Raw genomic sequence first — 25,918 nt, forward strand, 5'->3', positions numbered from 1 at the left:
TTCATGGCCGTCGCTTGGCCAGCAGAACCAGCTCCTTGAGGCCTTGCATCAGCTCTGGACCAATGGCGTCATCCGGGCGCACAAGCATCCGATTCACGATCTCGCGATCCACGGTGACGCTGAGCAGGGTCATGGCTTCATGCAAGGTCACCATCTCAATTTCCAAGCCCTTGGCTTGGCGCGTAAAGCCGGCCTTGCACAGTAACAACAAGCTCATGGGCAATGCCGCACTTCCTGGCCCCTGCGTGGTATCCCATCCCTGACCAGACAGCAGATCCCGGAGTTGACCAGACACCAACAGGAGCTGCTGGTCATCCAAGGCATCGGGAAGAACCGATCGCCACCCCAGCGAGTTGATCAGATCCGCCAGTTCTGGCTCTCCGAATTTTCCGAGAGTCGCTTTGTCCACACGCAGCATGATTTGCCATCCAAGTTAATATGAGACCAGTTGGTCCCGTTGGCCATGGGTGCAAAGATAGCTGAACATGGCAGGCGATTACGTGCCTTATGTCTCCCAGCCCACCAATGGAAAGCTTCAGGTTGCCCAAAGCTCTTGGCATGGGCAACCGAGCCGTTGCCCTCTCTGATTCGTCTGACGTCATTTGAAGAACCGACTAGACCTCACCCGCTTGGCCGAGCTTGATCGGCAGTTTTGCGAGTTCGCAAAACTGCAGCATGACGCTACGCCCAGATGTGGCTGGACAAAGACCGTCCGACTGGCTTTAGGCATGAGTTCCAAGGCCCTTGGCGGTCGTCTGGGTATGACTGCACAAGGAGTGCGCAAGTTGGAGCAAGGTGAGGCGGATGGAACTATTTCGCTCAACACCCTTACCCGGCTGGCACATGGTTTGGATTGCGAGGTGCAATACATGTTCGTGCCTCGGACCAGCTTGGTGGAACAGGTACTTCGGCGAACGCACGAGTTGACTGGCAACCCGGTTCCGATGCCCCCCAAGGTCAGGGAGCTTCTCAGCGAAACGGAAGCGCTGGGGGCACTGTCCACTCTGCTTGCCCAGGTGAATAAGCGGGGACTCTGGTAACGGACGCACATACTCGCCGACAAACTAAGGACGGGACTTCACCTGCGAGAGGGTTCATGCGCCGGAATGTCGCTCCGAAAATATCCAAGGGTTAACCCTTGGTTCTTGGCAGGGTGATTTGCACCAAAAGTGAGATCACCCCTCGGGCCAGTGCTGGCGGTGCACAGATTGGGCTTCGAACACCAGATCGAGCAAGGGGCGATCGAGCAGTGCCTGCACAGCGGCCACTGGCCAGCGCTGATGCACAGCGGCCTGCGCTGGTGGGACTGGAACATGCAACTGCACCGGTTGGGTGCCAAGGTTCTGGGTCATGCAATACCTCCTACGTGCGTGATCCTGCCTGGTGCAGCCCAGGGCAGTTCAGGTAACAAATTGCGCCATGCTTTTCATCATGGCCAAGCGCAGCGGAGGATTTTGTCCCATAAATTCATGGGTATTGCGGCTACATGGCTCACATATTGCGCCATTTTTTTGACACAAGAAAACACCCTATCTGAACGTATTTTTGTGTGCAGATAGGGCGTTTTGGCAGCCACAGGGCGCTGTTTGCTGCAACGGCATTCATTGGCGCCGATCTGGTGCCCCAATGCATGTTTCAGGCATGAACCAGGCGTCCCGCCATCGGGCTGCGGCGAATGACAAACTTCTCCAGCTCGGCCACGATAAACACCAGCAACCCGGCCCCCAGCACCTTGGCCCATTCCAGCACGCTCAGGTCCGCCGACCCAAAAATTTCTTGCATGAGCGGTGTGTGCGTGAACGCCCATTGCAGCGGAATGCAGGCGGCCAGCGCCCACAGCACCATGCGGTTGCCAGTGAGTCCCTGGCGGCTGAGCACCGGGGCCAGGATGAAGCGGCTGTTGACGAGGTAGAACATTTCGGCCACCACCACGGCGTTGACGGCCATGGTGCGTGCCACCTCGATGCTGCTGCCTGCCTGCAGCTCCCACAGGAACAGGCCCAGCGCGCCCGTCATCATCAGGGCCGACACCATCAGCACCCGCCAGACAAAAAAGCCCGACAGCAAGGCCTCGCCGGGAGGCCGGGGCGCCCGCGACATCAGGCCACGCTCGGCAGGCTCGAAAGCCAGGGCCAGGCCCAGCGTGCTGGAGGTGACCATGTTGATCCACAGCACCTGCGCGGGCGTGAGCGGCAGCGTCAGTTCAAACAGGATGGCGGCAATGACCACCATCGCTTCACCACCGTTGGTAGGCAGCATGAACAGTACGAACTTCTTGAGGTTGTCGTACACCGCCCTGCCCTCGCGCACCGCTGCGGCAATGGTGGCAAAGTTGTCGTCGGCCAGCACCATGTCGGACGCCTCCTTGGCCGCCTCGGTGCCTTTCTTGCCCATGGCCACGCCCACATCTGCACGCTTGAGGGCCGGGGCGTCGTTCACACCGTCACCGGTCATGGCCACCACCTGCTGGTTTTCCTGCAGGGCCTGCACCAGGCGCAGCTTGTGCTCAGGGCTGGCGCGGGCGAAAACGTCCACCTCCATGGCCACGCTGCGCAGTGCGGCGTCGTCCATCAGCGCCACCTCGGCGCCCGTGATGGCGGGCTTGCCTGCACCTATGCCCAGTTGCGCACCGATGGCGCGGGCGGTTTCGGCATGGTCGCCTGTGATCATCTTCACGCGGATGCCCGCGTGGTGGCACTCGCGCACGGCCTGCATGGCTTCTTCGCGCGGCGGGTCGATGATGCCCACCAGGGCCAGCAGCATGAAGCCATGCTCCATGTCGGCCATGTCCAACTGCGCCTTGCCAGCGTCGGCGCGCTTGCACGCCAGGGCCAGCAGGCGCAGGCCCTGCGCGGCGGTGTCGGTGGCCATGCGGCGCCAGTGGTCCACGTCCAGGGGCTTTTCGCCGTCATGTGCCAGTTGCGAGCCACACATGTCCAGAATCCGCTCGGGCGCGCCCTTGGCAAAAATCCAGGCGTCGCCATCGCCGTCCTGGTGCAGCGTGGCCATAAAGCGGTGCTGCGACTCGAACGGGATGGAGTCACGCCGGGGCCAGGCCTGCGCGCCCTGCTCCTGGGTGAAGCCCGTCTTGCCACCCAGCACCAGCAAGGCCCCCTCGGTCGGGTCGCCCACCACGCTCCAGACGCCTGTGTCCTCGTTCAGGCGGGCATCGTTGCACAGCACACCGGCGCGCACCGCCATGCCCAGTGCGGGGTAGCGGGCCACGTCGATGGTGCGACCGTCAATGCTGCAATCACCCACCGGGGCATACCCCACGCCACCCACGTCGAACACATGGCCGGCGCAGACCACGCGTTGCACAGTCATCTCGTTGCGCGTGAGCGTGCCGGTCTTGTCCGAGCAGATGACGGTGACCGAACCCAGGGCCTCCACCGCAGGCAGGCGGCGGATGATGGCGTGGCGCCTGGCCATGCGCTGCACGCCCAGCGCCAGGGTCACGGTCATGATTGCGGGCAGCCCCTCGGGGATGGCCGATGCGGCCAGTGCGACGACCATCATGAACATCTCGGACGCATCGTGCCCGCGCAGCCAGGTACCCAAGGCAAAGGTCAGCGCCGAGATGCCGAGGATGACCACCGCCAGCACGCGCCCAAAATGGTCCACCTGGCGCAGCAGCGGTGTGGTCAGGCTCTGGATGCCCGCGAGCATCTGGTTGACCTTGCCCAACTCGGTGGCAATGCCCGTGGCCACGACCACGCCCTTGGCCTGGCCGTACACCACCAGCGTGCCGGAATAGGCCATGCACCGACGGTCACCCACCGGCGCATCGGGCGACACGGTGGAAATGTCTTTTTCGGCCGGCAGAGATTCTCCCGTCAGCGCTGATTCGTCCACGCGCAACTCCTTGTGCGTGACCAGGCGCAGATCGGCGGGCACCCGATCGCCGGAGGCCAGCAACACCAGGTCGCCGGGCACCAGCGCTGCGGCGTCGATTTCACGCTGAACCCCGTCGCGCAGCACCATGGCGTGGGGCGAGAGCATGGCCCGGATGGCGTTGAGCGCCGACTCGGCCTTGCCCTCCTGCACAAAGCCAATGAATGCGTTGACCACTACCGCCATGAGCAGAACCCCAGTGTCCACCCAATGACCCAGCAGCGCCGTGATGAGCGCCGATCCCAGCATCACGTACAGCAGGATGTTGTGGAACTGGAGCACAAAGCGCAGCAGCGGCCCACGCTGGCGCGGTGGCGCCAGGCGGTTGGGGCCGTGGGTGGCCAAACGCTCCCTGGCCTCGGTCTCGCTCAGCCCCTGGGGGCCGGTGCGCAGGGCTTCTTCGGTCTGATCGGTACCCAAGGTGTGCCAGAGTGGTTTGGCAGGGACCTTGGCGTGCTTGCTCGAACGGTTGGGCGGTGTCATGGGCAATGCAACGGTGATAGGCGGGATGGTTTGGCAAGCTGTGCTCCACTGATGGGAGACAATGCCAGGGCAATGGTTCAGCCTGCGCTGCCAGTATGGCCCAACCCCCAACGAGGACCGCGATGACAGCCTTCCAACGCATTCTGGTTGCTACCGACCTTTCCGCCCCTGCCCGGCGCGCAGCGGAGCGCGGCGCCATGCTCAGCCGCCAGACCCAGGCTGCGCTGGACCTGCTGCATGTGGCCGATCTATCGCCGCTGGACCATCTGCGCCAGTGGCTGCCCGGTCAGGCGCAAGACATGCCCCAGCGCGTGCTGGAGGCTGTCCAGGCCCAGGTGCAGGCCCTGGCCGACCTGCTGCGGCAACGCCATGGCGTGGCAGCGAACACCCATGTCCGCACCGGGGCAGTGACGAACGAACTGGTGCGCATCGTGAAGGAGCTGCAGGCGGACCTGCTGGTCTGCGGTGCACGGGGGGAAAGTGTGGTGCGCCACCTGCTGCTGGGCACCACGGCGCAGCGCATTCTCAGGACCACGCCCTGCCCGGTGCTGGTGGTCAAGCAGTCGCCGCACGAAGGCTACCGGCGCGTGCTGGTGCCCGTGGATTTTTCTGACGCCTCACTGGGCACGCTGGCACTGGCGCGCCGCATCGCACCTGGTGCCGAGCTGGTGCTGCTGCACGCTTTCGAGGTGCCGTTTGAAGGCCACCTGCGCTATGCCCGCGTCGAGGAAGACATCCTCACCCAATACCGCACCGTGGCGCGCCAGGTGGCCACCGAAAAACTGGAGGCCCTGCGTGTGCAAGCGGGCCTGGCCAGTGAGGAATGCCACTGCATCGTTCAGTACGGCGACCCGGCCCTGCGCACCGTGGAGCAGGAGCAAGACCAGGACTGCGACCTGATCGTCATGGGCAAGCACGGCGAAGGCCCCGTGGCCGACCTGCTGCTGGGCAGCGTCACCAAGCACGTGCTGGCCGAGTCGCAGTGCGACGTGCTGGTGTCCGTGTAGGCGGGTCAGCCCAGCGCGGCGATCACCTCGGGCGGTGCCTGCACCAGTTCGATCAGCACGCCCTCACCGGCCACGGGAAACTCCTCGTTGCTCTTGGGGTGCAAAAAGCAGATGTCATAGCCCGCAGCCCCCTTGCGGATGCCGCCGGGCGCAAAACGCACGCCCTGGGCCGTGAGCCACTCCATGGCCGCGGCCAGGTCGTCGATCCACAGGCCGATGTGGTTGAGCGGCGTGGTGTGCACGGCGGGCTTTTTGTCGATATCGAGCGGCTGCATGATGTCCACCTCGACCTTGAAGGCGCCCCGCCCCATGGCCAGGATGTCCTCGTCAACGTTCTCGCGCTCGCTCTGGAAGGTACCGGTCTGCTCCAGGCCCAGCATGTCCACCCACAGCTTTTTCATGCGGCCCTTGTCGGTACCGCCAATGGCGACCTGCTGGATGCCCAGCACTTTGAAGGGGCGGATTGCGTTGCTCATTGATGTACTCCTGATTTGATAGCTGCTCGCGCAATAAATACGGGCGCTAAAGCTTAAAAACACTATGAAAAAGGGGCGCGAGGCCCCTTTTCACGGAATGGCGCTGGATCACTGGAATTCCAGAATCACCTGGTCCACCGCGAGCGACTCGCCCTTGCCCGCGACGATCTTGCCCACCACGCCGTCCTGCGCGGCAAAGAGGATGTTTTCCATCTTCATGGCCTCGATCACGGCCAGCTTTTCGCCCGCCTGCACCTTCTGGCCGGGCTGAACCGCCACATCGACCAGCAGGCCGGGCATGGGCGAGAGCAGGAACTTGGACAGATCCGGCGGCGCCTTGAAGGGCATGAGCTGATGCAGCCGCGCCCCCAGGGGCGAGAACACCATGGCCTCGACCTGCGTGCCGTTGTGTGCGATGCGCAGCGCCAGCGGGTTCTTGCCTACACCGCGCTCGACCTGGGCGGTAAAGCCTTGGCCGTTGCAACTGCCCTGCACACGGATCTGGCCCAGCGTTGCAGTGCTACTGATTTGATAGCTATTTCCGCCCACCAGCACAGCGCTGGAGCCCGATTTGTCTTCAAAGTCGGACACCGTGACCTCGTGGTGCTGGTTCTTGCCCTCGGCCCCCAAGGTGACGACGACAAACTGCTCGCCTACCCGCACCTCATGCCCGGCCAACTGGCCGCTGATGCCCGAGGCACGCGCACGGTAGCGGCGGTGCATGAAGGCGGCCAGCGCCACCAGGAACTGCGGGTCGTCGTGCGGCACGTCCTCGGCCGCAAAGCCCTTGCCGTAGTGCTCGGCAATGAAGCCGGTGTTGAAGTGCCCCGACACAAACTTGGGGTGTGCCAGCAGCGCGGCCTGGAACGGGATGTTGCTGCTGATGCCGCGGATGACAAAGCCGTTGAGCGCGGCACGCATCTTGGCGATGGCGTCGTTGCGGTCCGTGCCGTGCACGATGAGCTTGGCGATCATCGAGTCGTAGTACATCGGGATCTCGCCGCCCTCGTACACGCCCGTGTCCACCCGCACGCCCAGCTTCTTGCTGGTGTCGGACTGGAACATGCTCTCCTCGGGCGGCTGGAAGCGCACCAGGCGGCCGGTGGAGGGCAAAAAATTGCGGAACGGATCTTCAGCGTTGATGCGGCACTCGATGGCCCAGCCGTCGCGCTTCACATCGGCCTGCGTCAGCGGCAGCTTTTCGCCCGCCGCCACGCGGATCATGAGTTCCACCAGGTCCAGGCCGGTGATGCACTCCGTCACCGGGTGCTCCACCTGCAGGCGGGTGTTCATTTCGAGGAAGTAGAAGTCCTGGTCCTTGCCGACCACGAACTCCACCGTGCCCGCGCTCTGGTACTTCACCGCCTTGGCCAGCGCCACGGCTTGCTCGCCCATGGCCTTGCGTGTGGCATCGCTGATGAAGGGCGATGGAGCCTCTTCGATCACCTTCTGGTGGCGGCGCTGAATGGAGCATTCGCGCTCGTTCAGATAGATCACGTTGCCAAAGCTGTCGCCCAGCACCTGGATCTCGATGTGGCGCGGCTCCTGCACGTATTTTTCGATGAACACGCGGTCGTCGCCAAAGCTGTTGCGAGCCTCGTTCTGGCACGACGCAAAGCCTTCAAACGCCTCCTTGTCGTTGAAAGCCACGCGCAGGCCCTTGCCACCGCCGCCCGCGCTGGCTTTGATCATCACGGGGTAGCCAATGCCCTTGGCAATCTCCACCGCCTGCTCGGGGCCGGAAATGGCGTCGTTGTAGCCGGGGATGGTGTTGACCTTGGCCTCATTGGCCAGCTTCTTGGACGCGATCTTGTCGCCCATGGCGGCAATCGAATGCGCCTTGGGACCGATGAAGGCAATGCCTTCGTCCTCGCAGCGCTTGGCAAAGGCCTCGTTCTCGCTCAGGAAGCCGTAGCCGGGGTGCACGGCCTGCGCGCCGGTCTGCTTGCAGGCCTCGATGATCTTGTCGGCCAGCAGGTAGGACTCGCGCGAGGGCGCTGCGCCAATGCGCACAGCCTCGTCGGCCAGCTTGACGTGGCGGGCTTCCTTGTCGGCGTCGGAATAGACGGCCACGGTTTGGATGCCCATCTTCTTGGCCGTTGCAATCACTCGGCACGCAATTTCGCCACGGTTGGCGATCAGGATTTTGGTGAACATGTTTGATCTCCTGGTTTCTTGTTCTTCTTACAGCGGAATGTTCCCGTGCTTGCGCCAGGGGTTCTCAAGCTTCTTGTCGCGCAACATGACCAGCGAGCGGCAGATGCGCTTGCGCGTCTCGTGCGGCAGGATCACATCGTCGATGAAGCCACGCGCACCGGCCACGAAGGGGTTGGCGAAGCGGGCCTTGTATTCGGCTTCCTTGGCGGCGAGCTTTTCGGGGTCGCCCTTGTCTTCGCGGAAGATGATTTCCACCGCGCCCTTGGCACCCATCACGGCGATTTCGGCGTTGGGCCAGGCAAAGTTCACGTCGCCGCGCAGGTGCTTGGAAGCCATCACGTCGTACGCGCCGCCGTAGGCCTTGCGGGTGATGACGGTGATCTTGGGCACGGTGCACTCGGCATAGGCGTACAGCAGCTTGGCGCCGTGCTTGATGATGCCGCCGTATTCTTGAGAAGTGCCGGGCATGAAGCCGGGCACATCGACAAAGGTGACCACGGGGATGTTGAACGCATCGCAGAAGCGCACAAAGCGCGCGGCCTTGATGGAGCTCTTGATGTCCAGGCAGCCCGCCAGCACCAGCGGCTGGTTGGCCACGATGCCCACCACCTGGCCTTCCATGCGGGCAAAGCCGATGAGGATGTTCTTGGCGTATTCGGGCTGCAGCTCGAAGAAGTCGCCGTCGTCCACCGTCTTGACGATCAGCTCCTTCATGTCGTAGGGCTTGTTGGGGTTGTCGGGCACCAGGGTGTCCAGGCTGCGGTCTGCGCGGTCGGCCGGGTCGTTGCTGGGGCGCACGGGCGGCTTTTCGCGGTTGTTCAGCGGCAGGTAGTTGTACAGGCGGCGCAGCATCATCAGCGCCTCCACGTCGTTCTCGAAGGCCATGTCGGCCACGCCGCTCTTGGTGGTGTGCGTCACGGCGCCGCCCAGTTCCTCGGCGGTCACTTCCTCGTGCGTCACGGTCTTGACCACTTCGGGGCCGGTCACGAACATGTAGCTGCTGTCCTTGACCATGAAGATGAAGTCCGTCATGGCGGGCGAATAGACCGCGCCACCCGCGCAGGGGCCCATGATCATGCTGATCTGCGGAATCACGCCGCTGGCCATCACGTTCTTCTGGAACACGTCGGCATAACCACCGAGCGAAGCCACGCCTTCCTGGATGCGCGCGCCGCCCGAGTCGTTGAGGCCGATCACGGGGGCGCCCACCTTCATCGCCTGGTCCATGATCTTGCAGATTTTCTCGGCATGCGCCTCAGACAATGCGCCGCCGAAGACGGTGAAGTCCTGGCTGAACACGAACACCAGGCGGCCGTTGATCATGCCGTAGCCCGTCACCACGCCGTCGCCAGGGATCTTGTTGCCTTCCATGCCAAAGTCGGTGCAGCGGTGCTCGACGAACATGTCCCATTCCTCGAACGTGCCGTCGTCCAGCAGCAGCTCGATGCGCTCGCGCGCGGTGAGCTTGCCTTTCTTGTGCTGGGCGTCGATGCGCTTTTGACCGCCGCCAAGGCGGGCCAGCTCGCGCTTTTTCTCCAGTTGGTCCAGGATGTCTTGCATGGTTCGTCCTTTTGAGTGAACTTGGGTGGTGTTGTTTATGCTACTGAATTGATAGCTGCTTGCGCTTGTCCGTATTGCGCTGCAAGCAGATTTCTTGCCGCAGTGGAGGGTGCGATGCGCCCCGCCGTCACGTCCTGCTGCATGCGGGGCAGCAGCGCGCGCACCTGCGGGTGCTGGTGGAATGCGTGCTTGAGCCCGGCCTCGATGCGCTCCCACATCCAGGCCAAGGCCTGCTTTTCGCGGCGCGCGGCCAGGCGGCCGTTGGCGGTCTGCAGGTCGCGGTACTGCTGCACGGCAACCCAGAAGGCGGCTATGCCCTGCCCTTGCAGCGCGCTGATCTGCACCACCTGGGGGTGCCACTGCGTCTGGTCATGGTGGGCGTGCTCGGGGTTGCCGTGCTGGCTCAGCAGGCGCAGGCTGGAGGTGATCTGGGCCTGGGCACGCATGGCGGCGTTGGCGTCGATGTCGGCCTTGTTGATGGCCACCAGGTCGGCGATTTCCATCACGCCCTTCTTGATGGCCTGCAGATCGTCGCCCGCATTGGGCAGCTGCAGCAGCACGAACATGTCGGTCATGTTGGCCACGGCGGTTTCGCTCTGGCCCACGCCCACGGTTTCGACGATGACCACGTCATAGCCTGCCGCTTCGCACACCAGCATGGACTCGCGGGTTTTTTCGGCCACGCCGCCCAGCGTGCCGCCGCTGGGGCTGGGGCGGATGTAGGCGCTCTCGTTCATCGAGAGGTGCTCCATGCGCGTCTTGTCGCCCAGGATGGAGCCGCCCGAGACGCTGCTGGACGGATCCACCGCCAGCACCGCCACGCGCAGGCCCTGGGCGATCAGGTACAGCCCCAGCGCCTCGATGAAAGTCGATTTGCCCACGCCCGGCACGCCGCTGATGCCCAGCCGGAACGCCTTGCCCGTGTGCGGCAGCAGCTGCGTGAGCAGCGCGTCACCCTGCGCGCGGTGGTCGGCGCGGGTCGATTCCAGCAGCGTGATGGCCTTGGCCATGGCGCGGCGCTGCACGGCGGCGCTGCCACGGACGATGCCATCAAACAGGGCGTCAGGCGTCACACGCGGGCCTTGCGGATTTGCTCCAGCACATCCTTGGCGCTGGCGGGAATCGGCGTGCCGGGGCCGTAGATGCCCTTGACGCCCGCTTCGTACAGGTGGTCATAGTCCTGCACCGGGATCACACCGCCCACAAAGACCACGATGTCGTCAGCGCCCTGGTCCTTGAGCGCCTGGATGATGGCGGGCACCAGCGTCTTGTGGCCTGCGGCCAGGGTGGAAACGCCCACGGCGTGCACATCGTTCTCGATGGCCTGGCGCGCGCATTCTTCGGGGGTCTGGAACAGTGGGCCGATGTCCACGTCAAAGCCCAGATCGGCAAACGCGGTGGACACCACCTTGGCGCCACGGTCGTGGCCGTCCTGGCCCAATTTTGCAATCATCACACGCGGGCGTCGGCCCTCTTGCTCGGCGAAAGCGGAGATCTCGGCCTTGAGCTTGTCCCAGCCCTCGGCGGAATCGTAGGCAGCAGCGTACACACCAGTCACCTTTTGCGTTTCGGCGCGGTGGCGCCCATAGACCTTTTCCAGCGCATCGGACACCTCGCCCACCGTGGCGCGCAGACGCACGGCCTGGATCGACAGATCCAGCAGGTTGCCCTGGCCCGATTCGGCCGCCGCCGTGAGCGCATCCAGCGCGGCCTGCACCTTGGCGGTATCGCGCGTGGCGCGGATCTGCTGCAGGCGGGCGATCTGGCCGTCACGCACCTTCATGTTGTCGATCTGGAGGATATCGACCGGGTCTTCCTTGGCCAGCTTGTATTTGTTGACGCCCACGATCACGTCCTTGCCCGAGTCGATGCGCGCCTGCTTCTGCGCTGCGGCCGCCTCGATCTTGAGCTTGGCCCAGCCGCTGTCCACGGCCTGGGTCATGCCACCCATGGCCTCGACCTCTTCGATGATCGTCCAGGCGGCGTCGGCCATGTCCTGGGTGAGCTTTTCCATCATGTAGGAGCCCGCCCAGGGGTCGATCACGTTGGTGATGTGGGTCTCTTCCTGGATGATGAGCTGCGTATTGCGCGCAATGCGGGCCGAGAACTCGGTGGGCAGCGCGATGGCTTCATCGAGCGCGTTGGTGTGCAGGCTCTGCGTGCCGCCAAACACGGCCGCCATGGCCTCGATGGTGGTGCGCACCACGTTGTTGTACGGGTCCTGCTCGGTCAGGCTCCAGCCCGAGGTCTGGCAGTGCGTGCGCAGCATCAGGCTCTTGGGGTTCTTGGCGTTGAAGCCCTTCATGATGCGGCACCACAAGAGGCGCGCGGCACGCATCTTGGCCACTTCGAGGTAGAAGTTCATGCCGATGGCCCAGAAGAAGGAGAGGCGCCCGGCGAACTCGTCCACGTCCATGCCTTTGGCGATGGCGGTCTTCACATACTCCTTGCCGTCGGCCAGGGTGAAGGCCAGCTCCAGCGCCTGATTGGCGCCAGCCTCCTGCATGTGGTAGCCCGAAATCGAGATCGAGTTGAACTTCGGCATGTTCTTGGCCGTGTACTCGATGATGTCGCCGATGATCTTCATCGACGGCTTGGGCGGGTAGATGTAGGTGTTGCGCACCATGAACTCTTTCAGAATATCGTTCTGAATGGTTCCCGAGAGCTTGTCCTGGCTCACGCCCTGCTCTTCCGCCGCCACCACGTAGCCGGCCAGCACGGGCAGCACGGCGCCGTTCATGGTCATGGAGACGCTGACCTTGTCCAGCGGGATCTGGTCGAACAGGATTTTCATGTCCTCGACCGAGTCGATGGCCACGCCGGCCTTGCCCACGTCGCCGGTCACGCGGGGGTGGTCGCTGTCGTAGCCGCGGTGCGTGGCCAGGTCGAAGGCCACCGAAACGCCCTGCCCGCCCGCAGCCAGCGCCTTGCGGTAGAAGGCGTTGGATTCCTCGGCGGTAGAGAAGCCCGCGTACTGGCGGATGGTCCAGGGGCGCACCGCGTACATGGTGGCCTGCGGGCCGCGCAGGTAGGGCTCAAAGCCCGGCAGCGTGTTGGCGTGCGGCAGGCTGGCCGTATCTTCGGCGGTGTAGAGGGGTTTCACCGTGATGCCGTCGGGCGTCACCCAATTCAACGCCTGGATATCGCCGCCTGGTGCCGACTTGGCGGCTGCCTTGGCCCAGTCGGCCAGTGAGGCGGTCGCAAAACTGGGCGCGGTGGTGGGTTTGGATTCACTCATGGCGGGCATTCTCCGGCGGTTGCGTTGCTCTGTGTCAGGGCTTCAGGGGATTCCCTGTGTAACGACGAGTTTACATCATTCATAATTATTCATTCAAAATATTGTTTGCAGCTTACAATCGCACCCATGTCTGCCGTCACCCTCACCCCCCGCGCCCTATATGAAGATGTGGCCGAACTGCTGCGCCAACGCATCTTTCGGCGCGAGCTGGAGCCCGGCAGCTGGATTGACGAGCTGAAAATTGCCGAGGAGCTGGGCATCAGCCGCACCCCACTGCGCGAAGCCCTCAAGGTGCTGGCCGCCGAGGGCCTGGTCACCATGAAGGTGCGCCGAGGGGCCTACGTCACGGAGATGTCGGAAAAAGACCTGCGCGACGTGTACCACCTGCTCAGCTTGCTGGAGAGTGACGCCGCCGCCGTGGTGGCAGCCAAGGGCAATACGGCAGACCTCCAATCCCTGCAAGCCCTGCATGAAGAACTGGAAGCCGCCGCAGGTGAGCGCGATCGGTTCTTTGCCATCAACGAGCGCTTCCACATGCGCCTGCTGGAACTGGCCGACAACCGCTGGCGCAGCCAGATGGTGGCCGACCTGCGCAAGGTCATGAAGCTCAACCGCCACAACTCCTTGCTCAAGCAGGGGCGCATTGAGGATTCGCTGCAGGAGCACCGCCGGCTGATGCAGGCCTTGTGCACGCACGACGCCCAGGCCACACGCCAGGCCATGCAGGATCACTTCCACCAAGGGCTGGAAGCGGCCACCTAGCGCGTCGAAAGGCCTTCCGAGGCTGGGCCATGGCGGCTGAGGCGCTATAGTTTCAGGGTTTACCCTGAATTGCGGTGCACCTGTTCGCCCCGCCCCTTCGCCCCATGACCACCCTTCCCCAAGACCTCGCAGCGGTGCAGACACTGCCCGAGTTGCTGGCCTATCGCGCCGCCCGCACCCCGAACGCTCCGGCCTACCAGGCTTTTGATCCTTCACTTCAGAGTTGGCAGACCCTGAGCTGGGCCCAGGCCGCGCAGCGCGTGCAGCAGTGGAGCCAGGCGCTGGCCGCCATGGCACTGCCCCCCGGCGCGCGCGTTGCCATCCTGCAGCCCAATGGGCTGGACGCCATGAGCATCGACCAGGCCACGCTGGCCTGCGGCCATGTGCCAGTGCCGCTGCACGCCATCGACAACCCCGGCAGCATTGCCTACATCCTGTCGGACTGCGAGGCTTCGGTGCTGGTGCTGGAGCGCGAGGAGCAGTGGGAGCGCATCCGTGCCGTGGGCACCGATCTGCCCCAATTGCGCTGCGTGCTCGTCACCCAGCCCACACAGTCCAGCGACCTGCAGGCCCCGGTACCGCGCTGGACGCTTGCCGACTGGCTGGCGCAAGGCGCCACCCGCCAGCACCAGATCATGCCCCCGCAGGCTGACGACCTGGCTGCCATCGTCTATACCTCGGGCACCACCGGCAAACCCAAGGGGGTGATGCTGACGCACGGCAACGTCATGGCCGACGTCAAGGCGGTGCTGCAGCGCGTGACCCCCACGGTGGACGATGTGTTTCTGTCGTTTCTGCCGCTGTCGCACACCTTCGAGCGCACGGCGGGCTACTACCTGCCCATGGCGGCAGGTTGCTGCGTGGCCTACGCGCGCTCGGTGGCGCAGTTGTCCGAAGATCTGCGCACGGTGCGCCCCACGGTGCTGGTGTCGGTGCCGCGCATTTACGAGCGGGTGCACGCCAAAGTGCTGGAGTCGCTGGCCCCCTCGCGCCTGCGCACCCAGTTGTTCGAGGCCGCCGTGGCCGTCGGCTGGCGGCGCTTTTGTGCTGCCCAAGGGCTCCCTACCCCTGGCGCCGATGACGCCCGGGCCGCAGGCCTGTGGGCCGCCCTGCCCTGGCCGCTCTTGCAGCGTCTGGTGGCCAGGCCGCTGCTGGAACAGTTCGGCGGGCGTGTGCGCGTGGCCATCAGTGGCGGCGCGCCGCTGTCGGCCAGCATTGCGCGCTGTTTTCTGGGCCTGGGCCTGCCCGTGTTGCAGGGTTACGGCATGACCGAAACGGCGCCCGTGGTGGCCGTCAATGGGCTGGACGACAACCACCCGGCCAGCGTGGGTCGGGCGCTGCCGGGCATCGAGGTGCGCATTGGCGACAACCGCGAGCTGCAGGTGCGCGGCCCCATCGTGATGCAAGGCTACTGGAAACGGCCCGAGGACACGGCCCGCATCCTCTCGCCCGAGGGCTGGCTGGGCACGGGCGATCAGGCCGAGATTGTGGATGGGCGCATCTACATCCGCGGCCGCATCAAGGAAATCATCGTCACCTCTACCGGCGAGAAAGTGCCCCCGGCCGACCTGGAACTGGCCGTGACCTCCGACCCGCTGTTTGAACAGGCCTTTGTGGTGGGCGAGAACCTGCCCTTCATTGCCTGCGTGGCGGTCGTCCACCCTGAAGAGTGGCAGCGTGTGGCGCGGGGCCTGGGGCTGGACCCGAAGGATGCCGCCAGCCTGGCCCACCCTGCCGTACTGCAGGAGGCATTGGCACGCATTGCCCGCCAAACAGCCGGTTTTGCGCGCTATGCCGTGCCCCGAGCGGTGCACCTGGTCACCGAGCCCTGGAGCATCGAGAACGGCATGATGACCCCCACCCTCAAGCTCAAGCGCGCCAACCTCTTGGCGCGCCATGCCGCCGCCATCGAGGCCATGTACCAACGCCCAGGGGCACGTTGACAGCCTGTTGCGTTGCGTGCAGCACGCTGCGGGCCTGAAAACAATCGGAAACATCTGGCCGGATGGCTGTACCTGCCCTATGCTACGGACAGGTCAGCCATCCAACGCAGCAGCATGAAAACCGCAGAAAACCCCGTCGTGTACGGCATCGAAGACATTCTCACCAGCCTGTGCAACTCGGTCACCCGGGTGCTCAACAAGGCCACGCAGAGCGAAATCCACTACTCCGGCATGGTGCAGCGCATCACGCGCACCTGCCTCAAGCCGGACATCGGCTGCTTTGTGCTGTTCGACGGCGGGTTCTCGGGTTTGGTCATCATCAACTTCTCGGCCCAGGCAGCCATGGAGCTGTATTCCAAGTACATGCTGCACATGGGCATGGCGCGTGAAGACCTGGCGGGCTCGTTCACCGCCGACGAGGTGGGCAACGTCATGGGCGAACTGATGAACCAGGTCCTGGGCGACTTCACCAGCAAGGTGCACCGCGAGCTGCAAACCCACATCACCCAAAGCCAGCCCAAGATGATGGCGCTGAACAAGCAGGTGTTGCTGAGCGTGGATGCCAACCTGGACCAGCCCGAAGCCCGGCGTGTGACGTTCTACACCGCGTCCAACCACCTTTTCTACCTGGAAATGGCGATTGACCGCACCGAGTTCATCAAGCTCTACGACTTTGCCCCCCAGGAAGCGCCCGATCCCGATGCCCTGATTGCGCAGGCGCACGAATTGGGTGCCCAAGCCGCGCCTGCCGCGCCTGCTTCACCAGCAGCGCCCAGCGACACGGACGACCTGCTCAGGTCACTGGGCATGTAGCTCACACCGCGCAGGCCTCTGCGCAGGTTTCGGGCTGCGTGGCGTACACGCTGCCAAAACGGTTGGCCAGAAAATCGGTCAGCGCCACCTGTTCCTGCCCCACAAAGCCCTGCTGCGGCAGCTTGCCCTGGGCCACCAGATCCAGTGCGGCGCAAATGCCCGCAGCCGTGGTGCGCTGGATCGCGCTGAGGCGGTGCCCATCGACCTCGCAGCCCAGAATGCGCGAGGAATGCGATTCCTGCACCAGGCGGCCACCCTGCACTCCGGTGCTGCTGGCAAACACCACGATCACGTCCTGCTCGGTGGTGGGAATGGCGGCCTCGAAAATCTCTTTCAGCAGATCGCGCCGCTCGCGCAGGCGCAGGTCGTTGAGCAGGAGCTTCAGGATGGCGCAATGCCCTGGGTAGCGAATGGACTTGTAGTCCACCTGGCGCGCACGGCCCGCCAGGGTTTCGGTCAGCGTGCCCAGGCCGCCCGAGGTGTTGAAGGCCTCGTACTCCACGCCGTCCAGCGCAAAGGTTTCCAGCCCGTCGAGCGCGGCCACCGTGGTCTTCGCGCCGTCCACAATCGCCTCGCAAGGGTTGCAGTATTCGTTGATCAGACCCTCGGTGCTCCACGTCAGGTTGTAGCGCAGCGCACCCTGGGGGTAGCGTGGCAGCGCGCCCACGCGCATGCGCAGGCTGTGCAGCTCGTCGAAACGGCGCGCCAGGTCATTGCCCACAATGCCGATGAAGCCCGGCGCCAGGCCGCACTGCGGCATCAGCACGCTGCGTGCACCTTGGGCCAGGGCGCGAATGGCCTGGGTGCTGGGCACATCCTCGGTCAGGTCAAAGTAATGCACCCCGGCGCGCGCGCACAGGGTGGCCACACCCACGGCGCAGTGGAATGGCAATGCGTTGAGCACGGCAAAGCGCCCTTCGATGGCGCGCTGCAGTTCGGCATCGTCGCCCGTGGTGCAGGTGGCTACGCCCAGCGCCGCCACAGCGTGCAAGCGCAGCGGATCGCGATCGGCGACCAGTACCTCGTAGTCGCCGCTGCGCGACAGCAGCAGGGCCATGGCAAAGCCGATATGGCCTGCGCCCAGGATGGTGATGGAACGGCGGGGGGTGGTCATGGTGTGTCTCCTCGTTTTGTTGGATGGCGGCCGTCGTGCGGCCTTGGGAGATGCTAGACCCTGGCACTGTCAATGTGTAGCGTGCAATTCAGCGAATACGGATTTATTATTCGTCATTCCGACGAAATTGCCCGACACACCATGCACCCTACCCTGGATGAGACCGATCGCCAGCTTCTGAGCCTGCTGCAGACCAACGCCCGTGAGAGCACCGCCACCCTGGCAAGGCAATTGGGGCTGGCGCGCACCACCGTGGTGTCGCGCATCGCGCGGCTGGAGCGCGAAGGCGTGGTGGCGGGCTACGGTGTGCGCCTGGGCACGCGCATGGACCAGGCCACCGTGCGCGCCTGGTGCAGCCTCAGCGTACTGCCGCAATCGGCCCCCCAGGTGCTGCGCGCCCTGGCCGCCATGCCCGAGGTGGAGGAGGTGTCGGCCGTGAGCGGGCCGTTTGACTACCTGGCCTTTTTGCGCTGCCCCAGCCACGAGCGACTCGACGCCCTGCTCGATCAGATCGGTCAAACCGATGGCGTGCACCGCACACAAACCAGCATCGTGCTCAGCCGCAAGATTGACCGCCGCGGGATTGGGTAACACCCCCCTGTGGCGCCGCGCGCCTTCTCCCTGCTCTCGCAGCGCTGCGCGCTGCGGGCAGGGGGACGCCCCCAGCGTGGCGGGGCGGCCCTGGCGCGGGGGCTGTTGCGCAGGCAAGCGCCTATGCAGACGTTGTGTAACGCCCGGTAAACGCTCTATTTTTTATAGCTACTGACGCTTACTCAATAAGCGCTGGAGGCCAATTTCATTCAACATCAAATTGGTCTGCATTCTTGCCCTGGATGGGGGCATAGAACGCTTTGATGCGGGCCATGTCGGCCTCTACGTCGCCCGTGGGCTCAAACAACGGCCCCAGGCCGCCCACCTTGCGGCCATAGTCCACAAATGCCAGCACGATGGGAACGCCTGCCTGCTGGGCGATGAAGTAAAAGCCCGTTTTCCAATGGCGCGTCTTCCCGCGCGTGCCTTCGGGCGGAATGATGAGCTGCATGGGCCCTTCGGCCTCGCGCATGGCCTGGGCCGAGCTGGCAACCAGGTTGCTGTTCTGGCTGCGGTTGACCGGAATGCCCCCCAGCCAGCGCATCAGCCCCCCGAACGGCGCGCGAAAGATGCTCTGCTTGCCCATCCAGTACACACGCAGATTCAGCACAAAGGCCAGCATCAGGGTGTAGGGCAGGTCCCAGTTGCTGGTGTGTGGTGCGGCAATCAGCACGCTCTTGGCCGCCTGCGGGGGCAGGCTGCCCTCCACCTTCCAGCCGCCGAGCCGTAGCAAGGCCATCGACAGGCTGCGCAGCAAGGTGTTGACAACAGGGGTATCAAAAATGGTGCGGTGGCGCATGGAAACAAGGGCTGTGCATGCACCAAGGGCGATCTTGATACTTCTTGCAACAAACGGGCGCGAGTGTATCAGTGCCACCCCGCCTCGCCCTGACATAGGCCAACAATGCCGCCCCCGTGCGTCTCAGCGTTAACCCTTACGAAGATATTTTAAATATTCTGCTAATATATTTAACAACGATCGACGATCCACCGTTTCACCCACCCACAGGAGTTCCATCCATGAGCACGACCCGCTGGCAAGGCATCTTCCCCGCCGTCACCACCAAGTTCCACCCCGATGAGCGCATCGACGCCGAAGGCACGGCCCGCCACATCGACTTCCAGATCCGCAACGGCATCCATGGTGTCGTCACCTGCGGCTCGCTGGGCGAGGCCAGCACGTTGACGCTGGAAGAGAAACTCGAAGTGGCCCGCATCGCCATCGAAGCCAGCGGCGGCCGCATCCCGGTGCTGGCCAACGTGTCGGAAACCAGCACCCGCGAAGCGCTGCGTTACATCGATGGCGCCAACAAGCTCGGCGTGGATGGCTACATGGTCATGCCCTCGGTCATCTACGTGGCCGACGCACGTGAAGCCATGGCCAACGTGCGCGCCATGGCCAAGGCCGCGCAGAAGCCGCTGATGGTCTACAACAACCCCGTCGCCTACCGCGTGGACCTCAAGCCAGAGCACATGCTGGAGCTGGCCGACTGCGAGCAGGTGGTTGCCGTCAAGGAGAGCACGGGCGACATCCGCCGCGTGACCGACCTGCGCAACACCGTGGGCGACCGCTACCAGATCTTCTGCGGCGTGGATGACCTGGCCTATGAAGCCCTGGCCCTGGGCTGCGACGGCCTGGTGGCCGGCGTGGGCTGCGCCTTCCCGCGCGAAACCGTGGCGCTGTACGAGCTGATGAAGGCCGGCAAGTTCGCCGAGGCCCTGGCGCTGTACCAGTGGATGACGCCCATGCTGCACCTCGACGTGTCGAACAAGCTGGTGCAGAACCTCAAGCTCATCGACGCGCTGGTCGGCGTGGGCACCGAGCATGTGCGCCTGCCGCGCATGCCGCTGGTGGGTGCCGAACGCGAGTTCGTCACCGCCGTGGTGCAGAAGGCCCTGGCCAACCGCCCCGCCCAGTACCGTTCGGTCGCCTGACACCGCCACGGAGCCCAGCCATGCCCTCCTCCAGCCCCACCCCGGACAGCACGCCCGGCCATGGCTGGGCCCGCGGGATCCAGCGCGCCTCGGCCGCGATCCTGCGGGCCGAGCGCCTGGCCCTGATGGCACTCATGGGCCTGCTCGCGCTGATGATCCTGCTCAACGTCGCCACGCGCTATTCCGGCGTACCGATCTACTGGGTGGACGAAGCAGCGGTCTACCTCGTGGTGTGGCTGTGCTTCGTCGGCGCCTCCACGATGACGCGGCTGCGGCTGGATTTCGCCGTCACGCTGCTGACCGACGCCGTGGGCGAGCGCCATGCGCGCCGCCTCAAGGCGCTGTCCACCGCCTGCGTGTTCCTCTTTGGCTGCGCGCTGATCGCCATGTGCTGGGTGTGGATGGACCCCGTGGGCATCGCGCGCCACGGCTTCGACGCCCGCGAGTACGCGGCCGAAAGCTTCAACTTCCTCTACACCGAACGCACCCAGACCCTGAACTGGCCCACCTGGGTGGTGCAGCTCGTGCTGCCGCTGTTCGCGCTGTGCTTCACCCTCCATGCGGCGGCCAACCTCGTCGAGGACCTGGGCCTGCGGCCCCGCGCCGCCATCGCCGGCTTCGACCTCGGCAACGCCGAGGAAACCGTCAACTGAACCCGCACGGACCGACACCATGACCACTGGCCTGTTCTTCCTCGCCGTCATGCTGCTGGGCGTGCCCATCGGCGTGTGCCTGTGCCTCGCGGGCATCGTCTATATCTTCGCCACCGACGCCACGGTGTTGTTCCAGTCCTTTCCCTCGCAGATGTTCGGCGGCGTGGACAGCTACGGCCTGATCGCCATCCCGCTCTTCATCCTGATCGGCGAGATCATGGGCAGCGGCGGCATCACGCGCCGCCTGGTCGATCTGGCCATGGGCTTCGTCGGCGCCGTGCGCGGCGGCCTGGCCTATGTGAACGTGCTGGCCAACATGATGCTGGCCTCCATCATCGGATCGGCCACGGCACAGGTGGCCATCATGTCCAAGATCATGGTGCCCGAGATGGAGAAGCAGGGCTACGACAAGACCTTCGCCGCCGGCGTCACGGTCTACGGGGGCATGCTCGGCCCCATCATCCCGCCCTCGGTGATGTTCGTGGTCTACAGCGTGCTGGCCCAGGTGGCCGTGGGCGACATGCTCATGGCGGGCATCCTGCCCGGCATCCTGCTGACGCTGCTGTTCTTCATCGTCATCGCCTGCATGGGGCTCGTCTACAACTACCCGCGCAGCGAGAAGAAGACACTGCGCGAACGCGCCCGCACCATCGCGCTGGCCTCGCCCACGCTGCTCATTCCCATCGTCATCGTCGGCTCCATCCTCGCGGGCATCGCCAACCCGACCGAATCGGCCGCCGTGGGCGCCGTGGTCTCGGCGCTGGTGGGCCGGTTCGTGACGCGCGAACTGCGCTTTTCCATGCTGCCGCAGATCCTGCTGCGCTCCGCCGTGTACTCGGCCATCGTGCTGTTCCTGGTCGCGGCGGCCGCCGTGTTCTCCTGGCTGCTGATCTACGGCAAGGTGCCGCAGGCCGCCGCCGCCTGGATCCAGACCGTGGCCAAGGACCCGGTGAGCTTCCTGCTCATCACCAACGTGATCCTGCTGGTGATCGGCACCGTGATCGACGGCATCCCGGGCCTGATCATGACCGTGCCCATCCTGCTGCCCATCGCCACCGACATCTACCACATCGACCCGCGCCACTTCGGCGTGGTGGTGGTGGTGAACCTGGTGCTGGGCCTGATGTCGCCCCCCGTCGGCCTGAGCTTCTTCGTGGCGGCCGCCGTGACGGGCGCCAAGCCCGGGAAGATGTTCCTCGTCACCCTGCCCTTCTTCCTGATCTGCTGCGCCGCGCTGGTGCTGCTGTCGCTGTTCCCCAGTCTCTCCCTCGGCCTCCTTGATTGATCCTCCCACCCACGAAAGGCATTGCACCATGAACCTGTCCCGCCGCCACTTCGTCCAGGCCAGCGCCGCGCTGGCTGCCCCCGCCTTCATCGGCCAGGCCCGCGCCCAGGCCAAGGAATTCCGCCTCGGGCTCATCACGCCCGCGGGCCATTCGTGGAACCGCGCCGCGCTGGCCTTCGGCGAGTCGCTCAAGAAGGAAACCGGCGGCCGCCTCTCGGCCACGGTGTTCCACTCGGGTCAGCTTGGCAACGAGGCCGCGATGATGCAGCAGCTGCAGACCGGTGCGCTGGACATGGGCTGGATCCAGGCCGCCGAGCTGGGCTCGCGCGTGGCCAGCATCGCCTCGATCAACGCGCCCTACCTGGTGCGCTCTACCACCGACGTGGCCCGGCTGGTGCGCCACGAGGCCTCGCTCAAGCTGCTCGACGTGCTGCCGCGCGAGACCGGCACCATCGGCCTGGGCTGGGGCATCACCGGCATGCGCGTGGTGTTCTCCACCCGCGAGATCGGCGGCACCAAGGACATCAAGGGCATGAAGCTGCGCATCAACCCCACGCCGGTGTACCGCGACTTCTACCAGCAGCTGGGCGCCGCGCCCACGCCCATCCCCACGCCGCAGGTGTTCGACGCCATGGCCAATGGCCAGGTGGACGGACTGGAGGCCGACATCGAGTTTTCGTGGAACCAGCGCTTCGACAAGGTGGCCAAGTCCATGCTGCAGATGAACGCGCTGTTCATGCTCTTCGCGCCGCTGGTCTCGGGCCGCGTCTGGCAGGGCCTGAGCGCCCCGGACCGCGAACTGATCCGGGGCCTGGTGCGCCAGTCGCTCGACGCGCAGATCCGCGACATCGTGACCACCGAGCTGGGCCTGATCGAGAAATTCAAGGCAGTTCCCTTCCCGATCAAGACCGAGCCCACCCTGGACGTGGCCGAGCTGGCGCGCGAGTTCGACAAGATCTGGTTGCCCAAGGCGCCGCAGATCGCCGAGTTGCGCAAGGTCGGCGCCGCCCTGTAACCACGCTCCCGTGGTCCGGGCACCGCCCGGGCCACGCCCCACCTTCCTACCGCATCGCCATGGACACCCGTACCTCTCCGCTCTCGCTGCTCAACGACCCTTCGCTCCTGAAAACCGATGGCCTCATCAACGGCCAGTGGATCAGCGGAGCCAGCCGCTTCGCCGTGCACGACCCGGCCACCGGCTTGAAGCTGGCCGACGTGGCCAACCTCGGCCCCCAGGATGCCCAGGCCGCCATCGCCGCCGCCAACGCGGCCTGGCCCGCCTGGCGCTCCAAGACCGCCAAGGAGCGCTCCATCCTGCTACGCAAGTGGTATGACCTGCTCATGCAGCACCAGGACGACATCGGCCGCATCATGACCGCCGAGCAGGGCAAGCCCCTGCCCGAGGCCAAGGGTGAGGTCGCCTATGGCGCCAGCTTTGTCGAGTGGTTTGCCGAAGAGGCCAAGCGCGTCAATGGCGAGACCCTGCCGCAGTTCGACAACAACCGGCGCCTCTTGGTGCTCAAGCAGCCCATCGGCGTGTGCGCGGCGATCACGCCCTGGAATTTCCCCCTGGCCATGATCACCCGCAAGGTGGCCCCGGCCCTGGCCGCGGGTTGCCCGGTGGTCATCAAGCCGGCCGAGCTGACGCCGCTCACGGCCCTGGCCGCTGCCGAGTTGGCGGTGCGCGCGGGTATTCCCGCCGGCGTGCTCAACATCCTCTCGGCCGACAGCGCCAATTCGATTGCCATCGGCAAGGTGCTGTGCGCCAGCGATACGGTGCGCCACATCAGCTTCACCGGCAGCACGGAGGTGGGCCGCATCCTCATGGCGCAGAGCGCGCCCACGGTCAAGAAGATGTCGCTCGAACTCGGCGGCAACGCGCCCTTCATCGTGTTTGACGATGCCGATATCGACAGCGCTGTGGAAGGGGCTTTTGCCAGCAAGTACCGCAATGCCGGCCAGACCTGCGTGTGCTCCAACCGCTTCTATGTGCAGGAGGGTGTGTACGAGGAGTTCGTGCAGAAGTTCGCCGCCAAGGTCCGGACGGCCAAGGTGGGCAATGGCTTTGAGGAGGGGGTGAACCAGGGGCCGCTGATCGAGGAAGCCGCGCTGGAGAAGGTGCAGCGCCATGTGGACGATGCGGTGGCCAAGGGTGGCCAGGTGCTCACCGGCGGCCAGCGCCTGTCCTCCCTGGGCTCGGGCCAGTTCTACGAGCCCACGGTGGTGGCCAATGCCACGCCCGACATGCTCTGCGCGCGCGAGGAGACCTTCGGGCCGTTTGCCCCGGTGTTCAAGTTCAAGACCGAGCAGGAGGCCATTGCTGCGGCCAACAACACCGAGTTCGGGTTGGCCAGCTATTTCTACAGCCGCGATGTGGGCCGCATCTTCCGGGTCAGCGAGGCGCTGGAGTACGGCATGGTGGGCATCAACGTGGGCATCCTGGCCACCGAGCATGTGCCCTTTGGCGGTGTCAAGCAGTCCGGCCTGGGGCGCGAGGGTTCGCACCATGGCATGGATGACTATGTCGAGATCAAGTATTTGTGTTTGGGGGACATACTCAAGTGAGCCATCGGGGAGCCAGGATTGCTATGAATTAAGGAGCTACAGACGCGTTCCATGAAAGGGCTAGAGGCTTATTTAGCCTTGTGCCCACTTGGCAGGCCTCAGTGGAAACCCTGGTGCGTGTTTTCAGATATTTTATTAATATATTTAACTGGTTCATGACAGTGCTGAACTCTTGCAGACTCTCGGCCGCGGTGCGAACCGCATCCGTCTGTATCCAGACACTGTCGCCCATGGGACCAGGACCATCCGCCTGAGCCCCAGGGCATCCTTTCCGCAACCCTTACCGGAATTCACCATGCAATTTCCCTCCCTGAAAAACACCCTCGTGGCCGCCGCCGCCATTGCCTGCGCGGCCTCGGCGTTCGCGCAGGAGCAGATCGTCAAGATCGGCCACAGCGGCCCCTTGTCCGGCCCCAACACCTTCGCCGGCCGTGACAACGACAACGGCGTGCGCCTGGCGGTCGAAGAGCTCAATGCCCGCAAGATCAACGTGGGCGGCAAGACCCTGAAGTTCGAGGTCATCTCCGAGGACGACCAGTGCGACGCCAAGACCGGCGTGGCCGTGGCGCAAAAGCTCGTGGACTCCGGCGTGAAGTACGTCATGGGCCCCTACTGCTCGGGCGTGGCCATCCCCGCTTCGCGCGTGTACGACGGCGGCGGCGCCATGGTCTCGACCGTGGGCACCAACCCCAAGGTCACCCAAGGCGGCTACAAGAACCTGTTCCGCATCATCGCCAGCGACTCGCAGATCGGTGGCAACATGGCCGCCTACGCCGCCAATGTCATGAAGGTGAAGAAGGTCGGCGTGGTCGATGACCGCACCGCCTTCGGTCAGGGCGTGGCCGAGGAGTTCGCCAAGGAAGCGCAGAAGCTGGGCCTGACCATCGTCGGCCGCGAGTTCACCAACGACAAGGCCACCGACTTCATGGCCATCCTGACCAGCCTCAAGGGCAAGCAGCCTGAGGCCATCTTCTACGGCGGCTACGCGCCCCAGGCCGCCCCCATGGCACGCCAGATGAAGCAGCTGGGCATCAGCGCCAAGCTGCTGGGTGGCGACACGCTGTGCAGCCCCGAGGTGGCCAAGCTTGCGGGCGACGCGGTCAACGACTTTGTGTACTGCGCCTACGCCGGCATGCTGATGGACGCCAACGACACCACCAAGGCCTTCCAGGACAAGTTCAAGAAGCGCTTTGGCCAAAACCCGGACGTGTATGGCCCGGCCTACTACGACCAGGTCATGTTCATCGGCGAAGCCATGCAAAAGAGCGGCTCCATCGATCCCGCCAAGGTCGGCGACTGGATGCGCAAGAACCCCTACAAGGGCGTGCTGGGTGAATACGGCTACGACGACAAGGGTAACCGCCTGAAGGCCCCCACGGTGGTCAACACCTTCAAGGGCGGCAAGCCCACCCCGGTGGCCAGCCACTAAACGATTCGCCCAT

The 25,918-nt window shown here is 64.7% G+C and carries 21 protein-coding genes and 1 pseudogene; 12 read left to right on the plus strand and 10 right to left on the minus strand.

Annotation, left to right across the window (positions count from 1 at the left end; all coding sequences use genetic code 11):
* Position 1: 1 nt before the first annotated feature.
* Complete coding sequence (locus GWK50_RS09395; RefSeq protein WP_162016265.1) at positions 2-418, minus strand: hypothetical protein; 417 nt, start codon at positions 416-418, stop codon at positions 2-4.
* 211 nt (positions 419-629) lie between these two features.
* Here GWK50_RS09395 and GWK50_RS09400 point away from each other — a divergent pair, with 211 nt between their 5' ends.
* Positions 630-1,040: a helix-turn-helix domain-containing protein gene (locus GWK50_RS09400; RefSeq protein ID WP_277950295.1), complete on the plus strand. Its 411-nt coding sequence runs from the start codon at positions 630-632 to the stop codon at positions 1,038-1,040.
* A 138-nt stretch (positions 1,041-1,178) separates the two neighbouring features.
* Here GWK50_RS09400 and GWK50_RS09405 read toward each other — a convergent pair.
* A pseudogene (locus GWK50_RS09405) lies at positions 1,179-1,352 on the minus strand (biotin synthase BioB); the annotation flags it as partial.
* A 283-nt stretch (positions 1,353-1,635) separates the two neighbouring features.
* Positions 1,636-4,377, minus strand: a complete 2,742-nt coding sequence (locus tag GWK50_RS09410; RefSeq protein WP_162016267.1) for a cation-transporting P-type ATPase — start codon at positions 4,375-4,377, stop codon at positions 1,636-1,638.
* A gap of 122 nt (positions 4,378-4,499) precedes the next feature.
* Between GWK50_RS09410 and GWK50_RS09415 the strand changes: the two genes are divergently transcribed.
* Complete coding sequence (locus tag GWK50_RS09415; protein ID WP_162016268.1) at positions 4,500-5,384, plus strand: universal stress protein; 885 nt, start codon at positions 4,500-4,502, stop codon at positions 5,382-5,384.
* Between the two features lie 5 nt (positions 5,385-5,389).
* Here GWK50_RS09415 and GWK50_RS09420 read toward each other — a convergent pair whose 3' ends face one another.
* The 5 genes from GWK50_RS09420 to scpA form a co-directional block, all read right to left on the minus strand.
* A complete protein-coding gene (locus tag GWK50_RS09420) occupies positions 5,390-5,860 on the minus strand; it encodes a VOC family protein (protein ID WP_162016269.1) in 471 nt (156 codons plus the stop codon).
* Positions 5,861-5,968: 108 nt separating this feature from the next.
* Positions 5,969-8,017: an acetyl/propionyl/methylcrotonyl-CoA carboxylase subunit alpha gene (locus GWK50_RS09425; RefSeq protein WP_162016270.1), complete on the minus strand. Its 2,049-nt coding sequence runs from the start codon at positions 8,015-8,017 to the stop codon at positions 5,969-5,971.
* A 27-nt stretch (positions 8,018-8,044) separates the two neighbouring features.
* Positions 8,045-9,577, minus strand: coding sequence for an acyl-CoA carboxylase subunit beta (locus GWK50_RS09430; RefSeq protein ID WP_162016271.1), 1,533 nt, complete (start codon positions 9,575-9,577; stop codon positions 8,045-8,047).
* Between the two features lie 35 nt (positions 9,578-9,612).
* On the minus strand, positions 9,613-10,650 hold the full coding sequence (gene meaB, locus GWK50_RS09435) for a methylmalonyl Co-A mutase-associated GTPase MeaB (RefSeq protein WP_162016272.1): 1,038 nt from the start codon (positions 10,648-10,650) through the stop codon (positions 9,613-9,615).
* Positions 10,647-12,815 carry a methylmalonyl-CoA mutase gene (scpA, locus tag GWK50_RS09440; protein WP_162016273.1) on the minus strand — a complete coding sequence of 723 codons (2,169 nt, stop codon included), beginning with the start codon at positions 12,813-12,815 and terminating at the stop codon, positions 10,647-10,649. Before scpA ends, meaB begins: the two co-directional genes overlap by 4 nt.
* Before the next feature lie 126 nt (positions 12,816-12,941).
* On the opposite strand from scpA, the gene GWK50_RS09445 reads away from it, so the two are divergent.
* The 3 genes from GWK50_RS09445 (at position 12,942) to GWK50_RS09455 (ending at position 16,333) form a co-directional block, all read left to right on the plus strand.
* The gene (locus tag GWK50_RS09445; RefSeq protein ID WP_162016274.1) at positions 12,942-13,577 is read left to right on the plus strand and encodes a GntR family transcriptional regulator; all 636 of its coding nucleotides are present in this window, start codon (positions 12,942-12,944) and stop codon (positions 13,575-13,577) included.
* A gap of 104 nt (positions 13,578-13,681) precedes the next feature.
* On the plus strand, positions 13,682-15,520 hold the full coding sequence (locus GWK50_RS09450; protein WP_162016275.1) for a long-chain fatty acid--CoA ligase: 1,839 nt from the start codon (positions 13,682-13,684) through the stop codon (positions 15,518-15,520).
* A gap of 114 nt (positions 15,521-15,634) precedes the next feature.
* Positions 15,635-16,333: a DUF3334 family protein gene (locus tag GWK50_RS09455; RefSeq protein ID WP_162016276.1), complete on the plus strand. Its 699-nt coding sequence runs from the start codon at positions 15,635-15,637 to the stop codon at positions 16,331-16,333.
* Between the two features lies 1 nt (position 16,334).
* Here GWK50_RS09455 and GWK50_RS09460 read toward each other — a convergent pair whose 3' ends face one another.
* Positions 16,335-17,447, minus strand: a complete 1,113-nt coding sequence (locus GWK50_RS09460) for a saccharopine dehydrogenase C-terminal domain-containing protein (RefSeq protein WP_162016277.1) — start codon at positions 17,445-17,447, stop codon at positions 16,335-16,337.
* Positions 17,448-17,588: 141 nt separating this feature from the next.
* Between GWK50_RS09460 and GWK50_RS09465 the strand changes: the two genes are divergently transcribed.
* Positions 17,589-18,038 (plus strand): Lrp/AsnC family transcriptional regulator, encoded by a 450-nt coding sequence (locus tag GWK50_RS09465; protein WP_162016278.1) that lies wholly within the window; start codon positions 17,589-17,591, stop codon positions 18,036-18,038.
* A 205-nt stretch (positions 18,039-18,243) separates the two neighbouring features.
* Here GWK50_RS09465 and GWK50_RS09470 read toward each other — a convergent pair whose 3' ends face one another.
* Positions 18,244-18,837, minus strand: a complete 594-nt coding sequence (locus GWK50_RS09470) for a lysophospholipid acyltransferase family protein (RefSeq protein ID WP_162016279.1) — start codon at positions 18,835-18,837, stop codon at positions 18,244-18,246.
* 221 nt (positions 18,838-19,058) lie between these two features.
* Here GWK50_RS09470 and GWK50_RS09475 point away from each other — a divergent pair, with 221 nt between their 5' ends.
* The 6 genes from GWK50_RS09475 (at position 19,059) to GWK50_RS09500 (ending at position 25,905) form a co-directional block, all read left to right on the plus strand.
* On the plus strand, positions 19,059-19,973 hold the full coding sequence (locus tag GWK50_RS09475; RefSeq protein ID WP_162016280.1) for a dihydrodipicolinate synthase family protein: 915 nt from the start codon (positions 19,059-19,061) through the stop codon (positions 19,971-19,973).
* A 20-nt stretch (positions 19,974-19,993) separates the two neighbouring features.
* Positions 19,994-20,626 (plus strand): TRAP transporter small permease, encoded by a 633-nt coding sequence (locus GWK50_RS09480; RefSeq protein WP_162016281.1) that lies wholly within the window; start codon positions 19,994-19,996, stop codon positions 20,624-20,626.
* Positions 20,627-20,645: 19 nt separating this feature from the next.
* Complete coding sequence (locus tag GWK50_RS09485) at positions 20,646-21,911, plus strand: TRAP transporter large permease (RefSeq protein ID WP_162016282.1); 1,266 nt, start codon at positions 20,646-20,648, stop codon at positions 21,909-21,911.
* Positions 21,912-21,939: 28 nt separating this feature from the next.
* The gene (locus GWK50_RS09490) at positions 21,940-22,926 is read left to right on the plus strand and encodes a TRAP transporter substrate-binding protein (RefSeq protein ID WP_162016283.1); all 987 of its coding nucleotides are present in this window, start codon (positions 21,940-21,942) and stop codon (positions 22,924-22,926) included.
* Positions 22,927-22,985: 59 nt separating this feature from the next.
* Positions 22,986-24,476, plus strand: coding sequence for an NAD-dependent succinate-semialdehyde dehydrogenase (locus GWK50_RS09495; protein WP_162016284.1), 1,491 nt, complete (start codon positions 22,986-22,988; stop codon positions 24,474-24,476).
* A 295-nt stretch (positions 24,477-24,771) separates the two neighbouring features.
* Entirely contained in the window at positions 24,772-25,905 is a 1,134-nt protein-coding gene (locus GWK50_RS09500; protein WP_162016285.1) for a branched-chain amino acid ABC transporter substrate-binding protein, read from the plus strand.
* Positions 25,906-25,918: the final 13 nt, after the last annotated feature.

The sequence above is a fragment of the Acidovorax sp. 210-6 genome, assembly GCF_010020825.1.
Lineage (GTDB): Bacteria > Pseudomonadota > Gammaproteobacteria > Burkholderiales > Burkholderiaceae_C > Simplicispira > Simplicispira sedimenti.

Coding starts and splice junctions, on each gene's coding strand:
- GWK50_RS09395 (WP_162016265.1), bottom strand. CDS start 418: ATGCTGCGTGTGGACAAAGCGACTCTCGGAAAATTCGGAGAGCCAGAA.
- GWK50_RS09410 (WP_162016267.1), bottom strand. CDS start 4,377: ATGACACCGCCCAACCGTTCGAGCAAGCACGCCAAGGTCCCTGCCAAA.
- GWK50_RS09415 (WP_162016268.1), top strand. CDS start 4,500: ATGACAGCCTTCCAACGCATTCTGGTTGCTACCGACCTTTCCGCCCCT.
- GWK50_RS09420 (WP_162016269.1), bottom strand. CDS start 5,860: ATGAGCAACGCAATCCGCCCCTTCAAAGTGCTGGGCATCCAGCAGGTC.
- GWK50_RS09425 (WP_162016270.1), bottom strand. CDS start 8,017: ATGTTCACCAAAATCCTGATCGCCAACCGTGGCGAAATTGCGTGCCGA.
- GWK50_RS09430 (WP_162016271.1), bottom strand. CDS start 9,577: ATGCAAGACATCCTGGACCAACTGGAGAAAAAGCGCGAGCTGGCCCGC.
- scpA (WP_162016273.1), bottom strand. CDS start 12,815: ATGAGTGAATCCAAACCCACCACCGCGCCCAGTTTTGCGACCGCCTCA.
- GWK50_RS09445 (WP_162016274.1), top strand. CDS start 12,942: ATGTCTGCCGTCACCCTCACCCCCCGCGCCCTATATGAAGATGTGGCC.
- GWK50_RS09450 (WP_162016275.1), top strand. CDS start 13,682: ATGACCACCCTTCCCCAAGACCTCGCAGCGGTGCAGACACTGCCCGAG.
- GWK50_RS09455 (WP_162016276.1), top strand. CDS start 15,635: ATGAAAACCGCAGAAAACCCCGTCGTGTACGGCATCGAAGACATTCTC.
- GWK50_RS09460 (WP_162016277.1), bottom strand. CDS start 17,447: ATGACCACCCCCCGCCGTTCCATCACCATCCTGGGCGCAGGCCATATC.
- GWK50_RS09465 (WP_162016278.1), top strand. CDS start 17,589: ATGCACCCTACCCTGGATGAGACCGATCGCCAGCTTCTGAGCCTGCTG.
- GWK50_RS09470 (WP_162016279.1), bottom strand. CDS start 18,837: ATGCGCCACCGCACCATTTTTGATACCCCTGTTGTCAACACCTTGCTG.
- GWK50_RS09475 (WP_162016280.1), top strand. CDS start 19,059: ATGAGCACGACCCGCTGGCAAGGCATCTTCCCCGCCGTCACCACCAAG.
- GWK50_RS09480 (WP_162016281.1), top strand. CDS start 19,994: ATGCCCTCCTCCAGCCCCACCCCGGACAGCACGCCCGGCCATGGCTGG.
- GWK50_RS09485 (WP_162016282.1), top strand. CDS start 20,646: ATGACCACTGGCCTGTTCTTCCTCGCCGTCATGCTGCTGGGCGTGCCC.
- GWK50_RS09490 (WP_162016283.1), top strand. CDS start 21,940: ATGAACCTGTCCCGCCGCCACTTCGTCCAGGCCAGCGCCGCGCTGGCT.
- GWK50_RS09495 (WP_162016284.1), top strand. CDS start 22,986: ATGGACACCCGTACCTCTCCGCTCTCGCTGCTCAACGACCCTTCGCTC.
- GWK50_RS09500 (WP_162016285.1), top strand. CDS start 24,772: ATGCAATTTCCCTCCCTGAAAAACACCCTCGTGGCCGCCGCCGCCATT.